The organism is Stieleria marina (assembly GCA_007741555.1).
Lineage (GTDB): Bacteria > Planctomycetota > Planctomycetia > Pirellulales > Pirellulaceae > K23-9.
Window position 1 is genome coordinate 6,924,792 of the sequence record CP036526.1, and the last position, 25,800, is coordinate 6,950,591.

14 protein-coding genes are annotated in these 25,800 nt (G+C 54.2%); 7 read left to right on the forward strand and 7 right to left on the reverse strand.

All coding sequences use genetic code 11. The features are described from left to right. Nucleotides 1-13 precede the first annotated feature (13 nt). Nucleotides 14-1,456 carry a 3-keto-disaccharide hydrolase gene (locus tag K239x_RS24570; protein WP_145420967.1) on the forward strand — a complete coding sequence of 481 codons (1,443 nt, stop codon included), beginning with the start codon at nucleotides 14-16 and terminating at the stop codon, nucleotides 1,454-1,456. A gap of 34 nt (nucleotides 1,457-1,490) precedes the next feature. Here the strand turns inward: K239x_RS24570 and K239x_RS24575 are convergent, their stop codons facing one another. Further along, entirely contained in the window at nucleotides 1,491-2,957 is a 1,467-nt protein-coding gene (locus K239x_RS24575) for a sulfatase (RefSeq protein WP_145420968.1), read from the reverse strand. A gap of 85 nt (nucleotides 2,958-3,042) precedes the next feature. Beyond that, nucleotides 3,043-5,262: a coiled-coil domain-containing protein gene (locus K239x_RS24580; protein WP_145420969.1), complete on the reverse strand. Its 2,220-nt coding sequence runs from the start codon at nucleotides 5,260-5,262 to the stop codon at nucleotides 3,043-3,045. A 132-nt stretch (nucleotides 5,263-5,394) separates the two neighbouring features. On the opposite strand from K239x_RS24580, the gene K239x_RS24585 reads away from it, so the two are divergent. From K239x_RS24585 to mgtE, 3 genes are all read left to right on the forward strand, one after another. Continuing rightward, nucleotides 5,395-5,733 carry a hypothetical protein gene (locus K239x_RS24585; RefSeq protein ID WP_145420970.1) on the forward strand — a complete coding sequence of 113 codons (339 nt, stop codon included), beginning with the start codon at nucleotides 5,395-5,397 and terminating at the stop codon, nucleotides 5,731-5,733. Between the two features lie 259 nt (nucleotides 5,734-5,992). Then, complete coding sequence (locus tag K239x_RS24590) at nucleotides 5,993-6,217, forward strand: hypothetical protein (RefSeq protein ID WP_145420971.1); 225 nt, start codon at nucleotides 5,993-5,995, stop codon at nucleotides 6,215-6,217. 154 nt (nucleotides 6,218-6,371) lie between these two features. Continuing rightward, nucleotides 6,372-7,730 (forward strand): magnesium transporter, encoded by a 1,359-nt coding sequence (mgtE, locus tag K239x_RS24595; RefSeq protein WP_145420972.1) that lies wholly within the window; start codon nucleotides 6,372-6,374, stop codon nucleotides 7,728-7,730. On the opposite strand, the gene K239x_RS24600 is transcribed toward mgtE, so the two are convergent. From K239x_RS24600 to K239x_RS24615, 4 genes are all read right to left on the reverse strand, one after another. Continuing rightward, the gene (locus K239x_RS24600; RefSeq protein ID WP_419189356.1) at nucleotides 7,727-9,472 is read right to left on the reverse strand and encodes an outer membrane protein assembly factor BamB family protein; all 1,746 of its coding nucleotides are present in this window, start codon (nucleotides 9,470-9,472) and stop codon (nucleotides 7,727-7,729) included. The genes mgtE and K239x_RS24600 overlap by 4 nt on opposite strands. Nucleotides 9,473-9,577: 105 nt before the next feature. Next, a complete protein-coding gene (locus K239x_RS24605; protein ID WP_145420973.1) occupies nucleotides 9,578-13,663 on the reverse strand; it encodes a carbohydrate-binding domain-containing protein in 4,086 nt (1,361 codons plus the stop codon). 79 nt (nucleotides 13,664-13,742) lie between these two features. After that, nucleotides 13,743-17,066, reverse strand: a complete 3,324-nt coding sequence (locus K239x_RS24610) for a DUF4347 domain-containing protein (RefSeq protein ID WP_145420974.1) — start codon at nucleotides 17,064-17,066, stop codon at nucleotides 13,743-13,745. A 315-nt stretch (nucleotides 17,067-17,381) separates the two neighbouring features. Further along, nucleotides 17,382-20,492: a c-type cytochrome domain-containing protein gene (locus tag K239x_RS24615; RefSeq protein WP_419189357.1), complete on the reverse strand. Its 3,111-nt coding sequence runs from the start codon at nucleotides 20,490-20,492 to the stop codon at nucleotides 17,382-17,384. A 336-nt stretch (nucleotides 20,493-20,828) separates the two neighbouring features. Between K239x_RS24615 and K239x_RS24620 the strand changes: the two genes are divergently transcribed. The 3 genes from K239x_RS24620 (at nucleotide 20,829) to K239x_RS24630 (ending at nucleotide 23,756) form a co-directional block, all read left to right on the forward strand. Further along, complete coding sequence (locus K239x_RS24620) at nucleotides 20,829-21,410, forward strand: nitroreductase family protein (RefSeq protein WP_145420976.1); 582 nt, start codon at nucleotides 20,829-20,831, stop codon at nucleotides 21,408-21,410. Nucleotides 21,411-21,561: 151 nt separating this feature from the next. Beyond that, a complete protein-coding gene (locus K239x_RS24625; protein WP_145420977.1) occupies nucleotides 21,562-22,707 on the forward strand; it encodes a hypothetical protein in 1,146 nt (381 codons plus the stop codon). Continuing rightward, the gene (locus K239x_RS24630; RefSeq protein ID WP_145420978.1) at nucleotides 22,704-23,756 is read left to right on the forward strand and encodes a hypothetical protein; all 1,053 of its coding nucleotides are present in this window, start codon (nucleotides 22,704-22,706) and stop codon (nucleotides 23,754-23,756) included. The genes K239x_RS24625 and K239x_RS24630 overlap by 4 nt, the downstream gene beginning before the upstream one ends. A gap of 18 nt (nucleotides 23,757-23,774) precedes the next feature. Here K239x_RS24630 and K239x_RS24635 read toward each other — a convergent pair whose 3' ends face one another. Further along, on the reverse strand, nucleotides 23,775-25,748 hold the full coding sequence (locus K239x_RS24635) for a S46 family peptidase (RefSeq protein WP_145422555.1): 1,974 nt from the start codon (nucleotides 25,746-25,748) through the stop codon (nucleotides 23,775-23,777). Nucleotides 25,749-25,800 lie beyond the last annotated feature (52 nt).

The following is a 25,800-nucleotide window of genomic DNA, read 5'->3' on the forward strand; positions in this document are numbered from 1 at the left end:
AAGCAGCCCACCAATGAACAAATCTGTCTTTCTACTGCTCTTCTGCGCACTCAATGTGCTGCCAGCGCAAGCCCAAAAAGCGAAAACCGATGCCAACAAAATTGCTGGTCGTGATTTTGCCCAGCGGCTCTCGTCCGTTTCTAATTGGCAAGACTTATTCAACGGCACAGACTTGACCGGTTGGTCTGGCGACACCGACGGCTACGTTGTCGAAGACAACAAATTGGTGTGCAAGAAGGGCGGCAAAAATCTACGAACCGCCAAGCAGTACAGCGACTTTGTGTTTGAGTTCGAATTCAAATTAGAAGAGAGTGGCAACAACGGCGTCGGCATTCGAGTTCCTGAAGGAGGCCATCCCGCTCAAGACGGCATGGAGATTCAAATCTTGGATCACAACGGAAGCCGCTACAACGGCGTCGCCGAAATGGATGGCGGTAAAAAACGCAAACTGAGCTGGTTGAAACCGTGGCAGTATCACGGTTCTATCTACGGAATCACTCCCGCAAAAACTGGCTACCTAAACCCCGTTGGCGAGTGGAACAAAGAAACAATCGTCGCGATCGAAGACCACATCATGGTGATCGTCAACGATGCCGTCATCGTTGATGCGTTCTTGGACGAAACGACTCCCGTCGACGGCGGCCAGCACCCTGGCATGAAGAACGCTGCGGGACACATCATGTTGGCTGGCCACAGTGATCGTGTGGAGTTTCGCAATCTGCGGATCGCTGACTGCTCGGCATCGGCACCATTGCCAAAATCTGACAAAGACAATTCTCCGCCTGAAGGATTCGCGAATCTGTTTAATGGCACGGACCTGACAGGCTGGAAAGGCTTGGCACACAAAAATGCCAACGAGCGACGCAAACTGTCTGATGAGGCTCTTGTACAGGCTCAGCAAACCGCTGACAAAAACATGGCCGAACACTGGAGCGTGATCGACGGTATTTTGACATATGACGGAAAGGGGCAGAGTTTGTCGACGGCCAAAGACTACGGCGACTTTGAAATGTACATCGATTGGAAAATCCCATCCGGCGCCGATTCGGGCATCTACCTGCGTGGCACGCCGCAAATCCAAATCTGGGACCCTTGGAGCGTTCAAAAACACAAATACAAAGCCCCACCGACCAACGCGAAAGAGTTTGTCGCCGACTACAAGAACGGACAAAACTTGGGCAGTGGCGGACTTTGGAACAACAAATGTTGGCGCAATTCACCGACTACATTGGCCGACAAACCGATCGGCCAATGGAATACGTTTTTCATCCGCATGGTAGGTGACAAGGTTTCGATCTGGCTGAACAAAAAGCAGATCGTCAACCGCGTCAAACTCGAGAATTACTGGGACAAAACCGGCTTAACCCCCATTCCACGAGCCGACCAAATCGAACTGCAACACCACGGCAGCGAATTGTATTTCAAGAACATCTACATTCGCGAATTGCCGTACTAGGTGCGAATCATTTTCGCTCGAACGTCAGCGGGATCTACGAATTCCGCTGAGGCACTTTGCGTTTGATATCGATGCGATTTTGCTTCAGGCCTTGGGGCGGTCGGTTGGCCGATTTGATTCGCTGGCGCAACTGCTGCGAGAGTCGCTGGATCGTTTGCGTTTGTGCAGGATCGTCGGCCAAGTTGTTCATTTCCGAGGGATCTTTGCGCTGGTCGTATAGCTCGCGACCTGCCGCCGCGTTTTCGCCCCATTCGGTGTAACGGAAATCGGCTGTCCGAATGCTGTAGCCGCTGTCGTACTGAGTAAACGCAGAATCGCGTACGATCGCGTTTGGATCTTTCAGGGCAGGCACCATACTTTTTCCCGATAGAAAAGCTGGCTTCTCCAATCCGGTCAAATCCGCCAGCGTCGGATAGAAATCGACCATCTCCGCCATCGTGCGAGCCACCTTGCCGTTTGCGATTCCCGGGCCGGCCATGATCAACGGCACGTTCGTCGCGTTGTTGAATAGCGTCGACTTTTGATAGTGACCATGCTCGCCCATGTGATAGCCGTGATCGGATGTAAACAACACGATTGTGTTGTCAGCTTGGCCCGTCTGTTCCAGGGCATTCAGGATGCGTCCCAACTGCGCGTCCGCAAATGTGATGGATGCGTAGTAAGCCTGAATGCACTGTTTGGCGAGATCTGTTTTTAGATTGACCTGCGCCTTCTTACGTGTGATTGACGCTTTCGCAGGCGACGGCAAGGTATCCAAGTAGCCGTCAGGAACCGTTGGAACTTGAATCGAATCGATGGGGTACATGTCAAAGTACTTTTTGGGCGCGACATACGGCGTATGAGGTCGATAGAGACCAACGGCCAAAAAGAAGTTGCTGCCTTCGTCAGCATGACGCTGCAGCATTTTGGTCGCTTCGGTTGCCGCAATCCCATCGGTTTGTTCTTCGTCGGTTCCGTCGGCCGCCAGCCAGCTGATTGACCCACCAAAGTTACCTGGAGTGACCGAAAAAATCTGCCCTTCGTCCTTCTTGTCACGTCCTCGCGGGTTGATCGTGTAGTTCCAGGAATACGGATCGTCATGGCCGCTGGTGCCGATGTGCTTGGGCACATTGTAGTGATACATCTTGCCAATTCGCGTCGCAAAATAACCGGCGTCTCGATACATCTGCGAAAGCGTATTGACGTTGGGCAAGTGTTCACGAATGTAGATTCCGTTGCGCCGCACAAGCGTTTGATCGCAGTACAGCCCCGTCATGAACGATGCTCGACTGGGTCCGCAAAGTGGGTATTGGCAATGAGCATTGGGAAAGCGAACTCCGCGAGCCGCCAGCGCGTCCAGATTGGGAGTCTGGACTTGAGCATGCCCGTAACTGGAGAGATCGCAATTCAGATCGTCGCAGATCAGAAAAAGAACATTCGGTCTGGAATCGGCAGCATAGGAGCTACAGAGCCCACAGCCCCAGACGATTGCAAACAGAAACAGATTGCGTAGGTACATCATTGCGACGGAGCTCTCAGCGGGGATCGAAAGTTGATCCCGTCAGTCTAGCTCATTGCGCACCATCGCTGATTGTCGTGGCAAAGTGCTACGCCGCGCGGCGGACGTTTTGGTCGTGACCCAATTGGCTAGCCAACCGCTTGAGCTCGGCTTCGGCCTGTTTTCGCTCGATCGCACGGATCTTTTTCGCCGCTTCCAATTCGCGAGTAAGTCGGTGGATCTTCTCTTCGGATTCGATCTGCTTGGCCGCCGACTGAGCGGCAGAAGGCCTGTCAGTGACCGGTTGATCATCGGTGAGTTGCTTTAGGACCGATTCCGCTTTGCGACGTGCGGCGGCTTCGCGCTGCAGGCTGTCTTGTAGTTTCTCTGATGAGTGCTCCAACCAAGACACGGTTCGGCTCAGCTGGCTGTTGGAAAATTCGACTTGCTGCCGCAACTGCGACTGTTCGTGAATTTGCTTATTCAGTTCGATCACGTGCTGGCGAAAACGCTGGAGCGTCTCAGGATGCGACTTTATCTTGCGATGAACGCGAATCACTTTGCGAAGCCGCGCCTTGAGTTGCTGTTCGCGCTGCTGAGACGTCGCTTCGGACGCCTGGGTGGCACTGAGATCACTTCTTAGCAGATCGTTCTCTTGTAGAACTTGTGTCATCTGCTGACGGTCTGCCGCAGCTTGCTCCTGAACCGATTCAATCTGCAACGCCTGCTGCGAAATGGTCGCCAGAGCCTCTTGCTGCGCCTGCTGATGCTGACCTTGGAGCAACGCCAGCTGTGCCTGCAACTCTGTCGCCTGGATACCGTGCTCCGACTGCACCTGCCCGGTGGCTTGAATGGTTTCATGTGCTTGCGACAGTTCGACCTGCGTCGACTGTAGCTGATGCGTTGTGGCCTGGAGATCTGCCTGCAATTGCTGCACCTGCGCCGACAGTTCCGCGCGGACTTGATTGACCGACGCCGACGAATGCTGTTCACGCAGCGCGATTTCGTTGCGATGCTGATGGATTGCTTCGTGGTGCACCGTCTGCAGATGTTCGACCTGCTGTTTTAGTTCGTGAATCATTAGCTCACGATCGTTTCCGGTTTCTTCTAACGAAGCAATGACATCACGCATTCGTTCTGCTTCGGTTTCGGACCGAGCAATCGCGTCGCGATGTTCGTTTTCGACTTCGCAGAGCCTTCGATTTGCTTCGCTTCCCAAATCCGCCACGATCTGTTTGAACTGCGTTTCGCGTCGATAGGTGCGCATCGCGAGCGACCGAAGCTCTGTTTTTCGCGAACTCACCTTTTCGGACGATTCAGCCATCGCCGCTTCCAGCTTTGCGACCTGCAAAGTGTGAGCTTCGACCGCTTCGTTGAGTTGCGAATCGATCGAATCGCTCATCTGTGACACTTCGTCCAGCTCAGCCTGCTTGGCTTCTAACTCCAATTGCAAACGCTCGTTTTCGGACGTCTGCGTCAGAATCAGCTGTTCCTTGGAGTCGATTTCCTCTTGAAAGAGTTCGATCTCGGCCGAGTGCTCCTTCTTTGAATCGATGAGCTCTCTCTCCGCGGCTTCGGCAAACGCATTGGCTTCGATGATCTCGGCAGCTCGTTGGTCGCACAGTCGGTCCAAGTCGTAGATCGTCTGAGCTTCGTTGGCCGCAGCCAGTTCAAGCTCGGCGACTTGCTGACGAAGTGTTTCGACGTCGCTGCGATGTTGTGTTTCGGTTTCGTCGAGCTGTTCGCGCAGTCGCTGAATGTCGGTCTGTTTAACCGAAACCAGCTTTTCGCTTTCTGCCAGACGATCTTTGGCTGTGACGTCAACTTCGGCCAACGCCAGTGCCTTTTGTTCGATGCGTTGTGCTAGTTCAGCGTTCTGCTCCTGCAAGACGGCAATTGCGGCTTCACTCTTGGCCAGGGACGCGGCTAGTTCGTTGCGAGCGGCTTCGCGAACGTCGGCGGTCTGCTGATACTCCGATACGACTTCGCGCATTCGTTTCGCTTCGGCATCGTATTCCAGCGATACCTTGGCCAGTCGTTGTTCGGTCCCCGTGATCGTGGCTTCGTATTCACCTCGCGCGGCGGCCAATTCGGTCGTAAGCAATTTGACTTGAGAACGAAGGCTGGTAATGGTGGTTTCGCGAACAGAGGCAGAATGTTCGTAGGCCGCGATGGTTGTCAGAAGCTGTTCGGTTTCTCTGGCATACGCATGTTCCGCATCCGCCAAACGCTTTTCCGCCAAGCGAACCGCGTGGTGGGCGTCTTCAAGTTGCCAGAGCTGAATCGGTTGATTCAGATGACCAGTCGTGGGTTGCCATTGCGAATACATGCTCAGTTACCTTGCCTCACAAAATAAGGGATGATGCGGGCATAGCCTTTTGGCGGGTGTTGACGGAAGATCAATATCGTTTTGCGAGTTTCACGCCCTGTTTTCAGGTGCCAACGTCAGCGATCAAGTTTGATGCACCAATTTCATTTGTATTTGTACGGGCCTGAGTGCGGTCCCATTGAGTCCACGTTCGATGCCGCCGCCGCTCGGTTGCAAGCAATCGAAGGCCTGTACTTCGAACCTGATGGTTCGTTTGTGTACTCGCAAGCTGCCGGACAGCAGATCTATGGAATGCTCTACGACGCGGCCAATCAGTTGCAATACGTGGAGCTATGGGGTGACTGCAAGCGACCAGTTTGGACGAAAATCGTCCAAGCCGTCGTCGGCCCGGTCGATCACGAATTGGCAGTCATGTGTCTGCCGCAGCGGCAGTTGCAAGATTTGCAAGGCTTTGAAGAAACCGCCTTTTGATAGTATTTGCAGACAGAGGTCCATTTTTTTTTCGGCATTGTGATTTGATTCACAAAGCCCCGTAAAAAACGGTAAATCCGTTCTATTTGTCGCGAACTGAATGTCGCCGACCTACGTCGAATCTACTAATTGGCACACTGGTTGCTTCTCTCTCGTTTCGCCCTGAACGAGCCAAACGATTTTTGAAGCAGTCAGGCAATCATTTGGAAACGAACTTTCTCGTTTCAATGAGCCATCACTTACCCGGAGGGATTCTCCTATGTTGACGATCGCACAACTGACCACTGAACCAACCAACGAAGTTTCTGAAGCTGCCATCGTGACCCCGATGGAAACACTGCCATCGGACGCGGAAATTTCGAGCCGAGTATTGAATATCCGTTCACGCTGGTCCGTCGAAGAGCGAATCGCTCGTCGCCGCGAAGCAGACAGCCGCTTTGCTGATTTGCTTTGTGCATTGATCGACGCCGACACAGCTGCTTAGATGAAATCGGAAGGCCGTGACACTCGCTCGCGGTCTGCCAAACGGACAGGACTATGCATTGCGACTTAACAAGTGTGTAGATCAAGTCCGGTTCTAATGCTGGAGTAGGTGGTTTCAAATGCACTCTGAATTGTCCTGACTTTCAGAGTGTTCAATGACCGACCATCCTCAGCCTGCCGAAGAACTTCGCGCCGCGATCACATCGCAGGACGCGGAAGCTGCCGACCTTTGCATCGAAGAGCTAGCATCTGCGGACTCCGTCCGCGCGGTTTTGCGATTGTCAGACAATGATCAGTCGCAGCTGATGACGATGCTGCCAAACGACCACGCAGCATCGCTGCTGGAAGAGCTGCCGGAATCTGAAGCAGCTAACTTGGTGTCGCATTTGACCGCGGACCAAGCGGCCGACATTCTTAATGAAGTTAACAGTGACGAGCAGGCCGACATTCTAAGCCGGCTAAGTGCTGCGGATGCCGAAGCCATTCTGCGAGAGATGGAACCGGAGGAGGCAGACGACGCGCGGCGTCTGATGCAGTACGCCGGCGATGTCGCTGGTGGATTGATGATATCGGAATATCTATCCTACGTCGAAAGCTCCTGCGTCGAAGACGTCCTGAGCGATTTGCGAAATCACGCTGCCGACTACGCCAGGTATCAAGTGCAGTATGCCTATGTCACCGCACAAGATGGACCACTCGTGGGTGTTTTGCGGCTAAGAGATCTTTTGCTGTCCAAGCCAGGGACGTCGGTTAGTGACCTGATGATTCGAGACCCCGAATCGGTCAACCTTCTAACGCCGCTTCGTGATCTGGAACAGTTCTTCGATCGACATCCGTACTTTGGCGTTCCCGTGACCGATGCAAATGGCACGCTAGTCGGGGTCGTGCGACAAAATGCGGTCCTGGAAGCATCCGAAGAATTAGCCAGTCAAACGCTTTTGAAGCTGACAGGTATTTTGGGCGGTGAAGAACTACGCACGATGCCGGTACGACTGCGAAGTTTTCGTCGCTTGTCTTGGTTAAGTATTAACATTGTTTTGAACATCGCAGCCGCGAGCGTGATCGCGATGTACCAGGAGACACTCGAAGCAGTCATCGCGTTGGCAGTCTTTTTGCCGATCATTTCCGACATGAGCGGCTGCAGCGGCAATCAAGCGGTCGCAGTCAGCATGCGTGAATTGTCGCTCGGTCTAGTCAAACCGTCCGAAGCCTTTCGTGTGCTGTGGAAAGAAGCGTCTGTCGGTATCATCAACGGCGTGACGCTGGGTTTGCTGCTGGGCGTGATTGCGTTTTTGTGGAAAGGCCAAATCGCACTTGGGATCGTCGTGGCAACCGCGCTGGCCGCGAACACGATCATCGCGGTTTGCATCGGAGGATGTGTGCCGCTGCTTTTGAGCGGGCTGAAGCAAGATCCAGCATTGGCTTCCGGACCGATTCTAACGACGATCACAGACATGTGCGGGTTCTTGCTGGTGCTATCGTTGGCAACCGCCATGCTGCAGTGGCTGGTCTAATTCTTGCCAACGCAATAGATTTTTGACGCGGTACGAATCAACAGCTTTCCATTGGCGACCGCTGGTGTTGCGATGGCCAATTCGCTTAGGTCGTTGGTCCCCAGTAGTTTAAATTCTGCACCGGCTTGGATGACATACGTCAAACCGTCTTCGCTGAGACAAAACACTTTGCCGTTGTACGCCCACGGCGATGCAGTGAATGATCCACTGGGTGAAAATCGTTTTTTGCCATAGATCTCTTCGCCCGTTTTGGCATTGTGACACGTCATAAACCCTTGGTCGTAGACCGTGTAAAGAAAGTCTCCGTACACAAGCTGCGTTGTGTTGTATGCCGAAGCGGTGGGCTGATACCACTGAATAAACTCGCTGTCCGTAAACCCACCCTCGGGAGTAAAGTCCCCCGACGCACCGGGTTTGATCGCGAACGTTGGTCGATGAGCGTCGCCAACGTACCCCGATGCGATGTAACACATCTCGTGAGCAACGAAGGGTGACGGTATCACGAGGCCGGACATGCGTCCGTCAAATTCCCACAGCAGTTGCCCGTCCAGATCGTAGGAACGGTTGCGTTTTTTACCCGGCACCACGATCTCCGTTCGCAATTTGTTTTTCCAAATCAAGGGAGTTGCCCACGAATGCGTTTCGTCTCGCTCGGTGCGCCAACGATCGTTGCCAGTCTTGGCATCAAACGATGCAATCCACGAGGGTCCAAAATTGTCGTACACGACGATCACTTGGCCATCATCAACTATAGGCGACGCCGCGGCTCCGTAGTCTTGTAGCGTTTTCTGAGGTTCGATGTCTCGTTTCCACAGCGGATTTCCGTCCAAGTCGTAGCAGTACAAACCCAAATCACCAAAGAGCACATAGAGCCGCTCTCCATCGGTGGCCGGAGTTTCTGCGGCGTAAGTACTTTTGGGGTGCCGTGGCACTTGGGGCTGGCCGGCGTGCGCCTCTTGCTCCCATAGCTTTTCGCCAGTCGCAAAGTCGTAGCAATAGACCATCCAGTGATGAATGCCTTTAGCTGGATCGCGAACGCCTTTGCCCAGATAAAGGCCCTTCGACGGCTTCAAAATGTCGTCTCGTTCGGCAACAACCGTCGCGACAAACACCTTGTCGCCCCAGACAACGGGAGAAGCCCAACCGTAACCCGGCACATCGATGGACCAAGCCACATTTTGAGTCTGACTCCAAACGTCAGGCAATCGAACGTCATCAGGCGAAACACCGCGACCGCCGACACCACGAAAACGAGGCGAATCTTTGTGCGGCTCGCCACCGATTTCTTGGGCATTCAGATTTGAAGTCGCCGCATCGGGCATCGACGGCGATTCGGGCTTGGCGTCCTTCTGTCGCTTGGCTGTGAAATCGATGTCACCGACGTTGCCATCGACGGCATAATTCAACTCGCCCGTCATCTCGTCGCCGCGAGGGATTCCCGTAAAAGAAACGTCCAGGCGATTATCCCCCAAAGCAGTCACGATATCGAATCGCAATTCGCCGCGAACGATCTCCAAATTCGCCGGTGTAATGTCTTGGCCAAACGAAGTGTATTTGCCGACAAGCTTTTCGTCCTTGACCTCAAGCGTCAACGTCGGGTTCAGAGTCTGGTCGTCGGGCGTGACAATGGTAAACAGCCACGAGCCCACAACATCGGCGTGTTTGAGATTGGTTTCGGGTTTGTCTTGAGCGAAGGACGTTTGACCAATCGCAAGCAACAGCAAAATCAACAGAACACGCATAGCAAGATCCCTGAATGGACACGAAAAGCAGCCACGCAGTTTATCACACTCGTTTACCACTCGGGTAAATGCAGGTTGCTGTCGAATTCGAATCGCATCCGCTTGCTAAACAAACTCCCAGCGACCGACCAAGCCGTCATTTAGATCGACAAAGTACATGAACCCGTCGGGGCCTTGGACCATCTGCACCACAATCTGTGCGCCCGTTGTAAACGTCTGAACTCCCGCAACGTCTCCATTTGCATCGAAGCTGATGTTGCGTACGATTCCTTGACCGAGATCGTTGAAGAACAGGTCCCCCTGATACTCAGCCGGGTACTGGTTACCCGTGTAGATATCGCCCAACACAATTGCGTTGATTCCGTCGGCAGCATGATTGAGCGCCAAGATTGACGGAGTCACATCGGCATTGGCGTAGAAATCGACAGCTTCAGGAAGATTCTGGTAGTTGTTTGTCGGCGAATTGGAACCGCTGGCCCCTTCGTAAAACGGCCAACCAAAGTTCGCGCCCGGTTCGCCCGCGTTAATTTCTTCCCAGCGCGTCCAACCTACATCACCGACGTAGACTTGGCCGGTTGCGTCGTCCACGGTGATACGAAACGGATTACGAACGCCGTACTGATACACCTTAGAGCGGTTTGCGTCGGCATCGCCGTTGTAAAACGGATTGTCACTGAGGCCTTCGCCCGTAATCGGATCCACGCGAAGAATCTTACCAGACAAATTGTCGATATCTTGAACTCGCAGTGTTCGCACATCCACTTGGTTGTAAGACGTGCCATCGCCAATCGAAACATACAATGCACCGTCGGGTCCGAATTCGATCGAACCTACCGTGTGGGATTCGCTGTCTGTCGCGATGAAGTCTTGTAGATTCGATCCGTCTTCAAGAATGCCCGCCGGAGGTTCGTTGAAATTGGACGTGCTATTGGCGAACGCGTTGAAGTTGTCCCACGTGCTATTGCCACCGATTAACACGACTTCGCTGTCGGCGATCACAGACGTGTAGCCCGTTGACGCATCCAAGGTGACTCGTGTCATCCGGCCAGCCCGGTTTCCGTTGCCATCGGCACCGGCCAGCGATCCAGCTGCTTGCCCGCTCACTTGCGGCGGATCGTACGTGTATAGCAAATAGAGATAAGGGCTATTTGCCAAATCAGGATGCACCGCAATATCTAGCAGGCCACGGTCTCGCGTGCCGTTGACTCGATCCGTAAAATCCAAGAGCGTGCCTTGATCGACTCCGTTTTGATACACGTGAATGATTCCACGCTGCTCGGCGATGTACATATTGGTTCCGTCAGCAGTGAAATCCATCGAGGTTGGTTTGACCAATCCCGTTGCGACCGACTGTGCAACCAACGTCCCGCCAGGATTGGGCGGATCGGGAATCGAAGGCACGTCGGTGTTCAACGTCCAATTCAGAATGTCATGATTGTTCTGAAGCCCGCCCACTCCCGATGTAAATCCAACATAGGCTTCGCCACCAACCAGAGTTTGCAGATCGATCGTGGTTGTGATCAGCGGATTGCTGGGTTTACTGTTGCTTTCGGATAGGTAGACCGCCAGTAGGTTGTTCGTCCCGTTGTACTCGACCCAAGCGTATTTGGTGGCACCGTTGTTCAGGTCGACAGCGTAGGTCTTGGTGGCAATCGGAGTGGTGGTGCTGCCATTGACCAAGACCGAGACGTGGTTCGCGTTGACATCGCCGCCGTTTTGGTACGTATCAAATTCGATCGCTAGACTATTGGTGATGCCCTCGTATCCCAACGCTCCTCCCGACGCGCCCAAAGCCGAAGCGTCTGCAGAGTTGCCTTGGATGACAAACGTCAAACCGTCTGCGCCCCCGCCTCCGTCTCCACCATTGATGTTGAACGCAAATTGAGACTGGATCGATGTCTGCGTATCGATCGGTAATGCCGAATCATAAAACACGCTGCCCGCGGTGTCTTGATTCGTCGTCGTCAACCGAAGACGGGAACCGCTCTGCTGCGCTGCTCCATTCAGATCAAGCCCCGCTGTGCTGCTAAAGCTGGTGTAGTTGGGCAAAGCGATATCGTTGATCGTGATCGTCGCTGTGCGCGGCACCAACAGTCCTGCCCCAGCGGGATTGTCGATCGTAAACGAAAACGTTTCGCTGCCTTCACCAATCGCGTCAACGACAATCGGGACCACGATATCACGCGAAGTTTCGCCAGGCTGAAACACTAACACGTCATCAACCCCATCAAAATCGGGGCCATCTTGTGCTGTGATACTGACGGTGCGGTATTCGATTGCGGCCGGAGTGGAACTGCCGCCTGTGCGATTGATCGTCAGCGTGGCCACGCCGTCGGCTTCATCGATGTTCACGACGCTGCTAGCGAGTCCAAAGTCGCCATCGTCGACTGGCGGATTCGATGCGTACTGGAAATACCCGTCGGTATTGAGGACGTCGCCACGCCCGTAACCATCCACGATGCCATCCTCGCTAGTCCAGGCGCCTGTGGAAAACACATAGTAATCCTCGGTCTGATACGTGTTCCCATCGATTTCGATCCGATCGACGCGGACATTTCGGTCCGTACTGGCGTTGAACAGATCATTGGTAAACGCCACGCGAACTTGATCTGCGGAAACCACGTCGCTTGCGTTAAAACTCAAGATCTGGGAACTGGTCCCGATGTCGGTCCACTGCTGAACACTCTGCCCATCGATCAAAAGTTCGACCAATTCATCACCTTCAAAACCCTGCACGGCGACATTGATCGTCGAACCACTGGTTTGCCCACCGGCATACTGAAAGTATCCGTCTGTGTGAAGCGTGTCGCCGCGTCCAAACCCAGGCGTCACTCCTTGTCCTGACACCCACGTTCCGTTCGAGAAAACTTGACTAGACTCTGTTTGAATCGTCTGCCCATCAACGACAACAAAATCAACAATCAAATTGCGGTCGATTCCATTTGCTTCGTCAAACAGATCATTGGTAAAGGCAACGCGAACTTGGTCCGGCGTGACGCCTTCGTCAGCGACAAAAGTGTAGGCGCTGCTGTTGCTGCTAACATCGTCCCACGACGCGACCGTTTCGCCATCGATTTGAAGCGACATAGACTCTTGCCCGGTCGCGCCCCGCGCTTCAATCGTGATCAGGGTGCCACCCGTCGCACCAAACTGTAGGTATCCGTCCGCGTGCAAAAATTCGCCGCGTCCAAAACCATCCGTTACGCCATCGCCGGGCAACCAAGTCCCCGTCGAAAACACGCTGGGGTCTTCCGCCTGATACGTCACACCATCAAGTGCAATGCTGTCGATACGCAAGTTGCGATCAACGCCGACTGCTTGGTCGAACAAATCATTCGTAAAGACAACTCGAACTTGATCCGGACGAATCCCATCGGCGTCATACGTGTAGGTCTGAAATTGCCCACCGTAAGCGTCGCCACCGACGTTGTTGAAAGTTGCAACCGTGGCACTATCGATTTGCAACTGCATCTGTTCGTCATTGGTCACACCTGCAGCGAGTATCGAGATCGGCAGAACACCGGCGTACTGCTTTCGCATCTGGGCACTCAGCGCCAAGCCGCTTTCAATCTTGCCCACGCTCTGCTCCAAAATCCAGTCGCCGCCTTGTGCTGACGCACCGGTCGCATCGTCTGATGCGGCTACGTCGGCTCCGGTGAGCGAGGCTAGTCGCTGCATGAACTGGAGCCCACTTACACCACTGCCCGTATGGCATCCGTAAATCAAGATATCTGCGTCCGCCGCCAACGCATTTCGCCAGCCTCGCAGTCGATCCTGACACTGTACCAGCGTCGCTTCCGTGACAATGCTGTTACCGATTTGCACTTGCCCTGACTGACCGTGAGCGATGATGTGAATACTCGCTACGTCGCGGTGCGTTGCAATAACGCGGCTGATCTGATCGATGCCATCCTGATCGGCCTGCAATAGCACCAGTTCGCTACCCTGGTGAACTCCGTCGACGATTTGCGCCATCTCCGGAACATTTGGATCAACAAAAACCAAATGTTTGGCCGTCGACTGAGCTGAAACACTTGTCGCTGGCGAACTGGCTACCGGTACCGTGTCACAATCCGCGACAGCCCCTACTGCTGCTCCCGCATCGGCGGCCAGCATCAACCGCTGCTCCAATGGCCAAACGGACCAAGAGGGATGATTAATACGATTCCGCTTCTGATTTTTCGTCAACATGCTAAGTGATCCTTAGTTCGTGCGCCGCTCTGCGATGTGTCTGGTTGGCGTGGTGGCTGCGTCGTGCTGAAGCCCTACGCTAGCCCCCAGTAACTTGCCCATTACCAATCGTGATCAACACGCGAGCCGTGTTATTGGTTTCGTCGGTTTCCTGGATATTGTTCTCCGGATCCGTCGTGATTTCCAAGTAGTACTGCCCGTCCGCCACGTCCGTGACGTCAATCCATTGATCATCCAACGAAGCTGAATAGACGTCGGAATAACCGGTACTGATGCCCTGGACGTTGCCGCATGAATCTCCGCCACGCCCGTGCACTTGCCCCGCGTTGGCAGTGGCGTCTGGCAAAGGCTGACGAATGTTGATCAAACAAAAACTGGTCTTCCCACCACTGGCGACAACATTGCCGCTGGTGTCAGTCAAAATCAAGTCGTACGTCGCGAACCCTTCAAAGTGAATGTGTCCATGACCGGGATGGTAAACAAATTCACCGGCCAGCTGATCGCGGAATCCACCATCGGCTTGATACACTCGTTGGAAAACCTGCTGCGAATTGCCGGACACAGAACCACCCCAAATCTCCAGCGGACCATCACCGCCGTTGGCGACTTCCGTGGAAAAACGAAGTAGTTCACGCCCGGGGATTTCGCTGGTATCGATACTCAAGTTCTGAAGCAACGTGCTGGCGATCGGGAGCATGTCGGGCAAGTAGTCCGCGACGGTGCTATCGTTGTCCGCGATCGTCACCACGGCACTGGTATCGCTGCCAAGCACAGCGCCGTTGGTAGGATTCGAGATCACCAATGTAAACGACTCGAGGTCTTCATCCGTCGCGTCATCGTTGATTTCAATGGTGACGGTTTGCTGACTCTCCCCATCGGCAAATGTCAGCGTACCGCTTGTCGCGGTGTAGTCGCTGGCATCGGCTGATCCATCGACGGTTGCAAAGTCAACACTGACCGTACCGACTCGGCCATTGGTTCGTTCGACTACAACCGTTGCCGTGCCATTGGATTCGTCGATATTGACGCCCGTCGTCGCGACACTGATGGTTCCGGGTAGAGCCGGCAATGATTCAATTTTGACGTCGTCGACCGCGGCTTCGATCAAACTGGCGCCCATTTCGTCCGCTGCCTCAAACAGAATCTGAACTGTCTGGCCTGCGTACGCCGACAGGTCCAGGGTCACGTCTTGCCACTGGGCCGATTGGTCGGCGTCGTGGGCGTGGTCGCTGTAAAGTTCGATGTCATTGCCGTCGACGATGACCGCGGCGTGAAAAAAGTCGTCATTGCTGGCGTTGTTCAAGTACGCCAGGTAGTAACTAAATGACAGTTCAATCTCAGCCCCGTCTGGCAGTGCGATCTCTGGCGACAGAACCGATGTCAGACCTGAATCAACATCATACGATCCCACACTTCCGCCAGCGGCCAATCCAGTGACTAAAGCTCGCGAACCCGTGAGTCCGCTATCAAGCTGCAATGTGGTCGATCCACTTGTCGTCGACTCGGGAGAACCTGCTGCCCATTGGCCCGTCGTCGCCGTGTCCGTACCAAACGGGTTAGCCGTCCAGTTGGTGGAACCTTCAAAACTGTCCTCGAAAATCACGCCCGTGAAGACGTCATCGTTGTCGGTGATGGTCACCAATTGACTGGTCGTCGCCCCCAACAAAGCGCCACCGGTTGGATTGCTGATCGAAAGTGAGAACGTTTCGTCACTTTCATAAAAATCGTCATCCGTGATCTGCAGTGACAGTTGCTGTCCAGTGACGCCATCGTCGAAAGTCAGCGTGCCGGAGATGTTTTCGTAATCACCATTGCCGGCGGTTCCGTTACTGGTCGCGTAGTCGACGGTGACGACTCCGTCAGCACCTCCTTCGCGAAAGACAATGAAATTCAACGTGCCAAGGCTCTCATCGATCGTCAGCTCGCCAAGGGTCAGGCCAATCGTTCCAGGATTGGTGCTTACCGGTTCGCTGGCGTACTGAAAATAGCCATTCGCGTGCAGTGTTTCGCTTTGGCGAAAGCCCGGAGTGATGCCATCGCCCGGCAACCAAGTGCTTGTGGAGAAAACGTCAGGCGATTCTGTTTCGTAGACGGTCGCGTCGATCACGATTCGATCGACGTCTAAGTTTCTGTCGATGCCGTTGTCAGGATCATACAGATCGTTGTCAAACGAAATGCGAACGCGGTCCGCCGTGACTGTCTCGGTTGCTTGATAGGACAAAACGGCATTCGCCGTTCCGATGCTTTCCCAACTCTGGACCACCACACCATCGATTTCGAGTTGCAAGTTTTCGTCACCGGTGGCTCCCGATGCTACGATCTCGATCAGAGAACCGTCGGGCGACTGATCTTCTGCAAATTGAAAGTACCCATCGGTGTGAAGGAATTCGCTCTCGCGAAAACCGGGCGTGATTCCGTCGCCCGACAACCAAGTCCCCGTCGAAAAGACATCGGGTGACTCGGTCTGATAAGTGGTGCCGTCGATCGCGATCGAATCAACTCTCAGATTTCGATCGATTCCGGCTGCCTCGTCATAGAGATCATTGGTGAAAGCAATTCGGACGCGATCGGCGCTGACGCCATCCACGTTGTAAGTAAAGGTTTGAAATTGCCCGCCATACGCGTCGCCGCCTACGTTGTCGTAGGTCGCAACCGTGACTCCATCGATCTGCAATTCCATCTGTTCTTCATTCGTCACACCGGCAGCACGTATTGAGATCTCCAGCGTGCCATTGAACCGTTGCATCGCTCGCGAATCCAAAGCCAGTGCAGCATCGATAACGCCGACACTGTGCTCCAAATCCCAATCGGCTCCCAGACGCTCACTGCCGGTTGCGTCGGTCGAAGCAGCAATATCCGCTCCCGTCATCGCAGCCAAACGACGAACAAAGCTTGCCCCGGCTTCGCCTTCGCCAGTGCTGCAGCCATACAGCAAGATGTCAGCGTTCTCAGTGAGCGAAGACGACCACGCGCGAAGTTCGGATTGATGATTGATTAGCGCGGCTTCATCGACAGTCTGGTTGCCAAGCTGAATGGAACCGCTTGCTCCATGAGCGATGATGTGGATGCTGGCGACATCGCGGTGCTGCGACAAGACACGCGAAATCTGATCGAGCCCCGAGGTAGCCCCATCCAGCAAGATCATGTCGGCGGATGGATCGATTCCATTGGCGACCGTTTCCAAATCAGGAACCGATGGATCCACAAAGACGACACTTCGAGGCGTTTCGGGCTGCACGGCGGCTGAGTTCAGATGCACAGGCTGGCCAACTTCCGCAGGCAAGGCTACCGCAGCGCCGACGTCTCCTGCGAGCATGATCCGCTCTTCCAACGAAGTCAGATTCCAGAGTGCCGATCGGCTATTGATCGAGCGACGTGAAATACTCTTTTGAATCCCGAACATGATGCGAACTCCCGCCGTTAAAAACCACAAACCCCCTATAGCCACTAGGCAGCACAGGTTACTCGGTCAGGATATCGCAAGCTACCTCCGGCTGGACAGAAACTGGCCCCCTGAAGGAACGGATCAACTGCCACGTGGGCTGAAGCGGCTTCGCCTCTGCCGTTCAACGCCTTGGCACGCGTTCCGCCAAGATCGCGAGGAAACTGGCGACTGTTAATTCTATACGGCTTCGCAACCCTTGCTGCGTTACACGCGATGCTGCCTTGCACACACCGCGGCTTGCTTAGCGCTGGTGGCATGGCGACGATCGAAACGCTACTTCGTCTCATGCAGCAACTTTCCATCCGCGACATTCCAAAACCGAATCACTCCATTTTGCCCGCCAGCAACCAGTGTCTTGCCGCCCTGTGCAATCGCAAGTGTGTAAAGAAAATCGCCCGACGCGCTAAAACTTCTGATCAACTTGCCGTTGGCGTCGTGCAATCGAAGTTGGCCGTCAGCACAGCTGGTGACGAACTGATTGGTTTGTTCCAGAAATGCGATGGCCGTAATTTCTTTGCCAAAGCCAGCGATCGTTTTGTTTTGCTCGCCGGTTTTGGCATTCCAGACTTTCACGTTTTGGTCCGCACTTGCCGATGCAAGCACGCGTCCATCGTCTTGCCAATCGACACCGAGAACATGATGAGTGTGCCCTTCAAATGTTCGCATGATTTCACCGGAAGCAACATTCGACACGCTGACGATTCTGTCGGCAGCCGATGTCGCGATGAGTCTTCCATCAGGCGAAAACCTCAGACCAAGCACCGTATCGCCGTGCACTTTTCCTAAGTCACGAACCATTTCGCCGCCATTGACCGCGAACACTTTCACTTCACCAAACCCACTGGGTGGGCCACTTCCAACAGCCAACGACAGCCCATCGCGGCGGAAGTCCAATGCTGTCACGCGATCACTGATTTCAGAATCGGTAGGCGATCCAATGACTCGCTCCAGTTCCCACGATTCATTGATCGACCACATAGTGCTGGGGACCGACTGCCCAAACAGGCACAAAGAACCATCGCCTACGATCAACACACCGGTGGAGTCGACTTGGCCATCTACGGAGGCAACTGGCAAACCGTCGGCGACTCGATAGACTCGTCCTGATCCGTCGGCATGCACACTGGCCAGACGAGTACCGTCGTCGCTAAAGCAAACATCCACGCAAGCCTGGCCGGCCGATGCTTGCCGTTTTTCTGTTTCTGACAGACGATTCTGAAGAACAGTCAATTGTCGCTTGGCGTTCCCGACGATGCCCTGATACTGCGGCACGGCATCAGCGGCTCGTTTCTTAGCTGCCGTTGCAGCGGATAGTGCTTTGTCTTTCTTTGTCAGTTCAGCCTCCTGCTGCGTCATTGCGGTGCTGGCTGATGCGGCCGTTTTTTTGGCTGCCTCAAGATTTGTCTTCGACGTGGCAAGTTGTTTGGTTAAAGCCGCGATGACGCCCTTTGCCGCCTCCGCTTCTGCTTTTGTTTTCGTTAGGGCATCGGCAACCTTCTTTGCTTCGGATTTAGCCGCCTGCAGTTTTTCGCTAGATGCTTTTGCCGCGGCCTCGGCTTCCAGCAGTTTCTTCTGGTCCGTCTCTTTCTCTTTTTCAAGCAATTGTGCTGCTGCGGTCAGCTTCTTCGATTCGGCCTCCAATTGCGTCGCAATCTGTTCCAACTCTGCCAGTTTGGTCGCATTCGCAGCAGTCTCTTTCGAAGCTTTTTCGGACGACGTCTTCGCCGTTTCAAGTTCGCGGTTCGTTGTTACGATCGAGGCGTCAATTTGAGTTACCTTGGCAACTGCTTCGGTTGAAGCCTTTTTCGCGGTGGCGAATTTCTTCGCAGCCTCAGCTTGTTCGGTTGCCAGCTTCTTAAAAACTTCTTCTTCCTTCGCTGCAACTTTTTCCAACTCCTTGGCTTTCGCCTCTTCGGCAGCCACGATGACTTTTTGGCGGGCAACATCGCGTTGAGCCTGCGTCAGCAAATACCGCGAGACGGCTGTGCCCTGAAAAACCTGGCCGGCTTTTCCATCAGCGAGCTTCCAAAGTCGGATGATGCCGTCGCGGCCACCTGTCGCAACTTGACCGTTTGCAGAATCGATCGCCACGGCGGCAACCGGGGCACCGTGATCAAGCTTGTGCAGTACTTTTCCGCTGGAGGAATCCAGAATCACCGCGTTCGACTGGCTGCCAACGACAATCTGCGGCGACGGCTGATCCCCCAAGGCGATCGAACTTGCATCTTTGATCGCATCAAGCGATGGCATCGGCTTCTTCACAATACTGGATTGCTTTGGATCCGAAGACTTCCATTCCCAAAGCTGCGGTTTGCCGTCGGCGCTGACCGTGACGACCAACGTTCCATCTTCTGAAACAGCCAGCGAACGAAATGACTGGCCGGTGTTTTCCCCGGCGATTAGTTTTCCCGATCCAGCGTCCCAGATCGACAACCAACCCTGATCGTCGCAACTGGCTAGTCGATTATTCTTTTGTGACCACGCCATCCCAGTGATCACGCCGCCAGAGTTGCGAAGCACAAAATTGCGTTGTTCGGGTTGCAAGCTCCAGACTTCGATATCACCGATCGCATTTACCAAAGCAACCTGAGAAGCGTCAGGGCTTTTGACGACCATGCCCGATGAACGCGAAAGCGGCGTGTCATAAATTTTCCGCGGCGGCTTCTTCTTCCAAAGCCGAACCGTCCGATAGCCGCCGGTCGCAATCCGATCTCCGCGGGGCGAAAATGCAATGGCTTGGACTAAATCCACATCGGCGACACCGGGTCCCGAGATGGAATCTAAACCAGGATCCGACAGCACCGCGACCTCCGCGCCCGACGCGATGTCGTATACCGCCACGCGATTTCCATGCCCAGCGGCGACAAGCTGTCCATCGGGCGAAGCAGCCATCGCGTAGGTCGCGCGAACGGACTTGGGAATAGGCTGCCACTGGATACCGTGATCGACAGTCACCTGACCGCCCTTTGCACCTTGATTGATCCAAAGCTTCAGCAGTCCCAACTGTTTCGCCGTCAACGTCTTCGCGCCGACATCATTGTCCTCGGGCGGCATCAAATCGTCTAATTGCCCGGACGCGCGAGTGAAAACCAAACTCTCTGCGATGTTCTTCGCCACCACCCCCGGACCACTATCGCCACCTTGCTGCATCAGAGAATGCGTTTCTAAGTTCAGCCCGCCTTCGGAGTCCTTGGCGTGATGACAGGCCAAGCAGTTTTGCCTCAGCAGCGGAAAGATCTCTGTGGCAAAATCAACCGGTTCGTCGCGCACCACTTCTGCGATGGCCAATTCTTCGGACCGAATTCCAGGTGTCGGACAGAGCCATGACACAATTACGAAACTGGCAATGATTAGCCGATAGCGGCGGGAGGTGTCACGTTGCATGACAATTTGGTGGGCTGGTGGGAGAGGCGAATGGGATCGCAAAATCAACGCCGGGGAGACGTCGGCTACATTGTAGTTTCGCGAGCAGCGACTTTGTGGACAAACTGGCGAATCGCTCATCGCTTTGCAGGGTTGTCAGGACACGCCGCTGCCATAAGCCGATCACTCGTTGTCCCTTAGCATTTGGTGTCGATCAATCTTTGTGGCCGACACCGCTGAGCTGAAAATCGACTTGCTCTTGAGCGTCTCGACGAAGAGCGGTGATCAATTTAGCATGCTGTTTGACCGCTTGCTTCTGTTCCCGCCTCGTGCCTCAATTCTTGCTGAGAAAATCCCTTGGACGCCCAGTCAGTTACCGCCGCGATCCGTCACCGGCGCACGATCAAACCCAAGTTCTTTTCGGACCAACCGGTCGATGAGTCGTTGATTCAGACCATGCTCGAAAATGCCAATTGGGCGCCCACGCATGGCATGACCGAACCGTGGCGTTTCCAGGTTTTCATTGGGCCAGCGCGAAAACGGTTAGCTGATTTCCTGGCAGCGACCTACAAGCAGCTAACGCCAGCGGACCAGTTCAAACCCAACAAGTACGAAGGCATGAGCAAGAACGCGATGCTAGCGCAGGCCGTGATCGTGATCGGCATGCAGCGGCAAGCGAGCGAAAAAATCACGGAACTGGACGAAATCATGGCGGTCGCATGCGCGGTTCAAAACATGCACTTGACCGCATCCGCCCACGGCCTGGGAGCTTTCTGGTCGACCAACATTGCCGCGGTCAGCGACGAAATGCGGCAGTTCGTTGGACTAAAACCGAAAGACCACTCGCTAGGCCTTTTCTACTTGGGCTACCCAGCGGAAACCTGGCCGACCTGCCAGAGGGCTGCCATCGATGACAAAGTCGACTGGGTTCGAGAGTAGAAGCTGAAGCCAAAAATTGTCATTTGGTCGTGAAACAGCGTATTCTGACAGCAGGAAAGAACCGATTTTAGAGATCAGGCCCCTCTTTCTTGCGCCCTGAATGCGAGCAATGGCTGCCTATTTCAGGTGAGAGAACAACAAGGTTTGTTTCATGGTCAACGCTAACGCCCGACAAATCACGACAAACAAACGACAGATCGTTGTCGCTTGTGCGGGGGCTTTATTGGCAGCAGGACTGACGCTTGCTTTCACGGTCGTCAATCAACCCGGTGAGGCGCCCGACGTGCCTCGCAGCGCAACACCAGCGCAGCAGGACGTGGCTGCCGATTCGCAAGAGCAGTCATCCAAACGCGCCGTTCGACGAGCCATCTTCTTCGATGAAAAAGTTGAGCCACGCATAGTCGAAGCCGATGCCCTGAACCGAGAAGCCGCGGATCGCTGCATCGCAAAGATTTCGGCGGCCATGGACCATTACCGCGGCGGTGTCGAACCCTTTGTCGACGATCTCACCAGCATCTCGACACGATTCGGAATCGTCAAACGAATGCCGAGTGATTGGTGGCGCAAAGAAAACAAAATCGAAAATTTCGTCGAAGACAAATTCCAGCAGCATCTGTTTTCGCAGCAGACACTGATGGATGACATTGCCGTGATTCTGGCCGACTTCAAATCCGAAATCGACACCAACCAAAAACGAATGCTCATCAGCGTCAAAACAGATCTGAACGCAGCCGATTTGCCGGAAGTCCAAGCCGATGAGTACCAACCTTTTTTTGAATCTGTGTCGCGACAATTGCAGGGCTACAGTGCCAAACAAGGCACCGCCAGTGTTCAAAATGCCGTTGGTGTGTTGATCATCAGCGAAGCGGGCGTCTTTGCCGGCCGAAGTATCGTAGTGGGCCTGCTAGCACGCTTTGGATCAACCGCGGTTGTCAGCAGCGCCGCTGGCGCAACAGCGACCGCTGGAACAACCGCCGCGGGAACGGGAACCGGAGCATTCGGCGGTCCCGTTGGAGCAGTGGTTGGTTTTGGAGTAGGACTTGCCGTCGGCATGGTCATCGATTGGTGGATGACAGAACAGTTCGAAGCCAAGATGCGCAGTCAGATGTATGGCTACTTGAATACGCTTGAAAACACGATTCTGTACGGCGGCGCCACCAGCGCCGATGCGACTGCCGCCAACGAAGACGGTTCATCAGGACTAGTGGGTGCATTGCCCGTCGTATGCGATCGACTATCAGTAGCCTATCGCGAACGCTTTTACGAACAAATCGTCACTGGAACATCGACGCCATGAAAATAAGATCACTCGCCATCGTTTTCACTCTGGCCGCACTCTTTTTGGGCGATGCGATTTCCCAGGGCAACTCCTCCCATGCGTCTGCATCGCAGCCAGCCTTGGTCGCTGTGGCTTCGTCGGTTGGTCGTGCGGTCCTCAAATATTTTGGAAAAGAGAGCTTCGAGGAAGGCACCGAGTACCTGGCCAAACAAGGTGGTAAACAACTTGTTCAACGAGTCACCACCAAAGCAGCCAAGCAAGGTGGAGACGACGCCGTCGAACAAGTTGCCAGGTACGTCGGAAAGCACGGACCAGACGCACTCAAAGCACTCGACAACGCTCCGTCGCTCGGCCCAGTGTTGTCGGCACTCGATGAAATCCCGGCAACCCAAGTTCAAGCAGCCCTTGCAAAACTGGCCGCTGGAACGACGGGCCGCGAACTAGCCGAAACCGTATCCAAACACGGCGCAAAGGCACTGACAAGCGAGCTGATGCACCCCGGCGTCGGCATGGCTCTGGTGAGATCGCTTGGGGATGACGGCGCCGAACTGGCAACCAAGCTTACGAAAGGTCAAGCCATCACCGTCGCCAAACACGTCGACGACTTGGCAAAATTGCCTTCCACCCAACGCAATGGTGTGGTGGCAATGTTTCGCAAAGATGCCGATCGCATGACTTCGTTTTTGGGTGACTTTGTCAAAGCCAATCCCGGCAAGTCGCTCTTTACCGTCGCTACAACCACGATCGTGCTGGCTGAACCTGAGCGGATTCTGGGCGGCGACGAAGTGGTTTTTGATGCCGACGGCAACCCAATCGTCGTCAGCAAGGGCGGCATAGTGGGTCGGTCAATCGAAGCGACCGGCAACGCAGCCAAACACGTCAGCGACGGCTACATCCGACCACTCTACCTGACTTTGATCGCTTTCCTGGGAACATTCTTTGCGCTCTGGTTGATGCTAAAGCTGTGGCATACCCACAAACGCGAAAAGCTAAAAACTCAGTCCATCACCGACAAACAAACTGCTACGATCGACGCGAAAAATACGTCAACGACGACGAAGCAGTAATCTGGCTTTTCACGGCAACTACTTTCCAACCTGTGCAGCCAATTCATTTGCATGGTAGATGGACTTGAGCGCTTCGATGATACCGACCCCCGACACACTCACGGCACGTGCCTGATTGTCTGTGTAGAGATAGTCGCTGGTCAGACTTTGGATGTTGCCATCGAATATCAGGCCGACTAATTCTCCATCACGATTCACAACAGGCGAACCGCTGTTGCCGCCAATGATGTCCGCAGTGCAGACAAAATTGATCTGTGCGTCTAGGTTCACTTCCGATTTTGCGTCCATCCACGACTTGGGCAAGTCAAAATCCTTTTGCCCTTTGTGTGAAGAAGCATGATCGTAGGCCCCTGCAAAATTGGTTGTCGGCGAAATCGTCTTGCCGTCCTCTTCGTATCCTTTGACGACTCCGAATGCTAACCGCAGTGTGAACGTGGCATCGGGATAACCTCCCGCGCCCTCAACAGCGTTAACGGCACGGGTGATCTTGGCATAGGCCTGACGTTCGCGTTCTTGCAACTGCTCGTTGACTTCGCGAATCCGCCGATACTCTTCTTGCAGAATCTTAGCCAAACCAATCAAAGTGTCATCACTTGAATTGATTGCATCCATGCCGCCGTCAATCAGCTTTTGACGCTCGGGAACGAGATCCAACTTGCTGCCAGCCAACAATTCTGCTGCACGATCACGCGGACCTTTCCCCGCCATGACTTTGCCGACCAATTCGTCTTCTGCTCCACGCAATTCAATCAGTCGCGCCAGTTCGTCAGCAAGCTTCACTTGCTCCAGATCACGATAGACCGGCGCGGTGCTCGTTAATTCCTGCAAGAGCGAATCACGACCGGCGTCGGTGTACTCGCGAAGTCGATCGACGTTGTCTTTCTGATTTTCAGCCGCCAACAAAACTAGTTCCATGGCGATACCGTAAAGCTGACTGCGCAGACTGACGGTTTGCTTTAGCATCTCACTTTTTGCTTTTTGAACCTTCGCGATCTCGTCCCATGCACCAGCTAGTTCGCTTAGCTTGGAATTGCCTTTTACTTTCGCAAGCAACTCCGTTTCGCTTGCTTGCTTGGCCAACATCGTTTGCGGGTTCTGCAGTCCCGCCAACATTCCGGTGTATGCCTTTCGCGAATTCTGAATACCGAAAAGTTCGTCGCGTGCTCGACGTGTTTCCTCGGTACCGTTTAAGCCAAATTGCTGCATCAAAATCTCTTTGCGTCGCAAAAAATCCAGCACGTAAGGTATCCGGTCATCTCGCAGGTACTTCAGCGCCGCGGTGGTGAAGATTCGCTGCGTGCGTCCAGGATTCCCGCTGACAAAAACTAGTTCTCCGCCTGTTAGTGGTTTGCTGCTCCAACGAAGGAAATTCTTGAGTTGGGCTGGCTTGCCGTCTTCGTAGACCCGCATGATTGTCGCATCCAAGTTGTACCGCGGGTATTCAAAATTATCCGCGTCACCGCCAAAGAATGCGGCTGCCGTCTCCGGTGCCCAAACCAAACGCACATCGGTGTATTTCTTGTAGCAGTACAAGTGGTACTGTGCACCGCCGAATAGTGTGACTACGTCGCTTCGCAGCCCTGTCTTTTCTAGCGACTCCTTCTCAATCGTCGCCATTACCGCACGGCGCTGTTTGGCCGCATCCTTGGCGTCCGCGCCACTATCAACGGCTTGGTTCACGCGATCAGTAACATTTTCGATCGTGACCAACTGATTGAGTTCCAGGTCAGGAGCTTTCAGCTCTTCGGTTTGGTTCGTCGCCAGGTAGCCATCGTCGATCAAGTTTCGCTCAGGCGTGCTTAGTTTGTGCAGCGTATCGCTGGCAACGTGGTGGTTGGTCAGCACCAATCCATTGCTAGAAATAAACGATCCCGAACCACCACTATTGAATCGAACGGACGAAAGTCGCAGATCGTCTGCCCACTGTGCCGTCGGCTCAAAACCATGATCCGATTTCAAAGTGGCTGTGGGCAATTCATTGAAAAGGTACATGCCCTCGTCAGCGTTCGCGTTGGAAATGCTGGCAGCAACAAAGAGACATGCG

Coding starts and splice junctions, on each gene's coding strand:
- K239x_RS24635 (WP_145422555.1), bottom strand. CDS start 25,748: ATGTACCTTTTCAATGAATTGCCCACAGCCACTTTGAAATCGGATCAT.
- K239x_RS24570 (WP_145420967.1), top strand. CDS start 14: ATGAACAAATCTGTCTTTCTACTGCTCTTCTGCGCACTCAATGTGCTG.
- K239x_RS24590 (WP_145420971.1), top strand. CDS start 5,993: ATGTTGACGATCGCACAACTGACCACTGAACCAACCAACGAAGTTTCT.
- K239x_RS24600 (WP_419189356.1), bottom strand. CDS start 9,472: ATGCGTGTTCTGTTGATTTTGCTGTTGCTTGCGATTGGTCAAACGTCC.
- K239x_RS24630 (WP_145420978.1), top strand. CDS start 22,704: ATGAAAATAAGATCACTCGCCATCGTTTTCACTCTGGCCGCACTCTTT.
- K239x_RS24605 (WP_145420973.1), bottom strand. CDS start 13,663: ATGTTGACGAAAAATCAGAAGCGGAATCGTATTAATCATCCCTCTTGG.
- K239x_RS24610 (WP_145420974.1), bottom strand. CDS start 17,066: ATGTTCGGGATTCAAAAGAGTATTTCACGTCGCTCGATCAATAGCCGA.
- K239x_RS24575 (WP_145420968.1), bottom strand. CDS start 2,957: ATGATGTACCTACGCAATCTGTTTCTGTTTGCAATCGTCTGGGGCTGT.
- K239x_RS24585 (WP_145420970.1), top strand. CDS start 5,395: ATGCACCAATTTCATTTGTATTTGTACGGGCCTGAGTGCGGTCCCATT.
- mgtE (WP_145420972.1), top strand. CDS start 6,372: ATGACCGACCATCCTCAGCCTGCCGAAGAACTTCGCGCCGCGATCACA.
- K239x_RS24625 (WP_145420977.1), top strand. CDS start 21,562: ATGGTCAACGCTAACGCCCGACAAATCACGACAAACAAACGACAGATC.
- K239x_RS24580 (WP_145420969.1), bottom strand. CDS start 5,262: ATGTATTCGCAATGGCAACCCACGACTGGTCATCTGAATCAACCGATT.
- K239x_RS24615 (WP_419189357.1), bottom strand. CDS start 20,492: ATGCAACGTGACACCTCCCGCCGCTATCGGCTAATCATTGCCAGTTTC.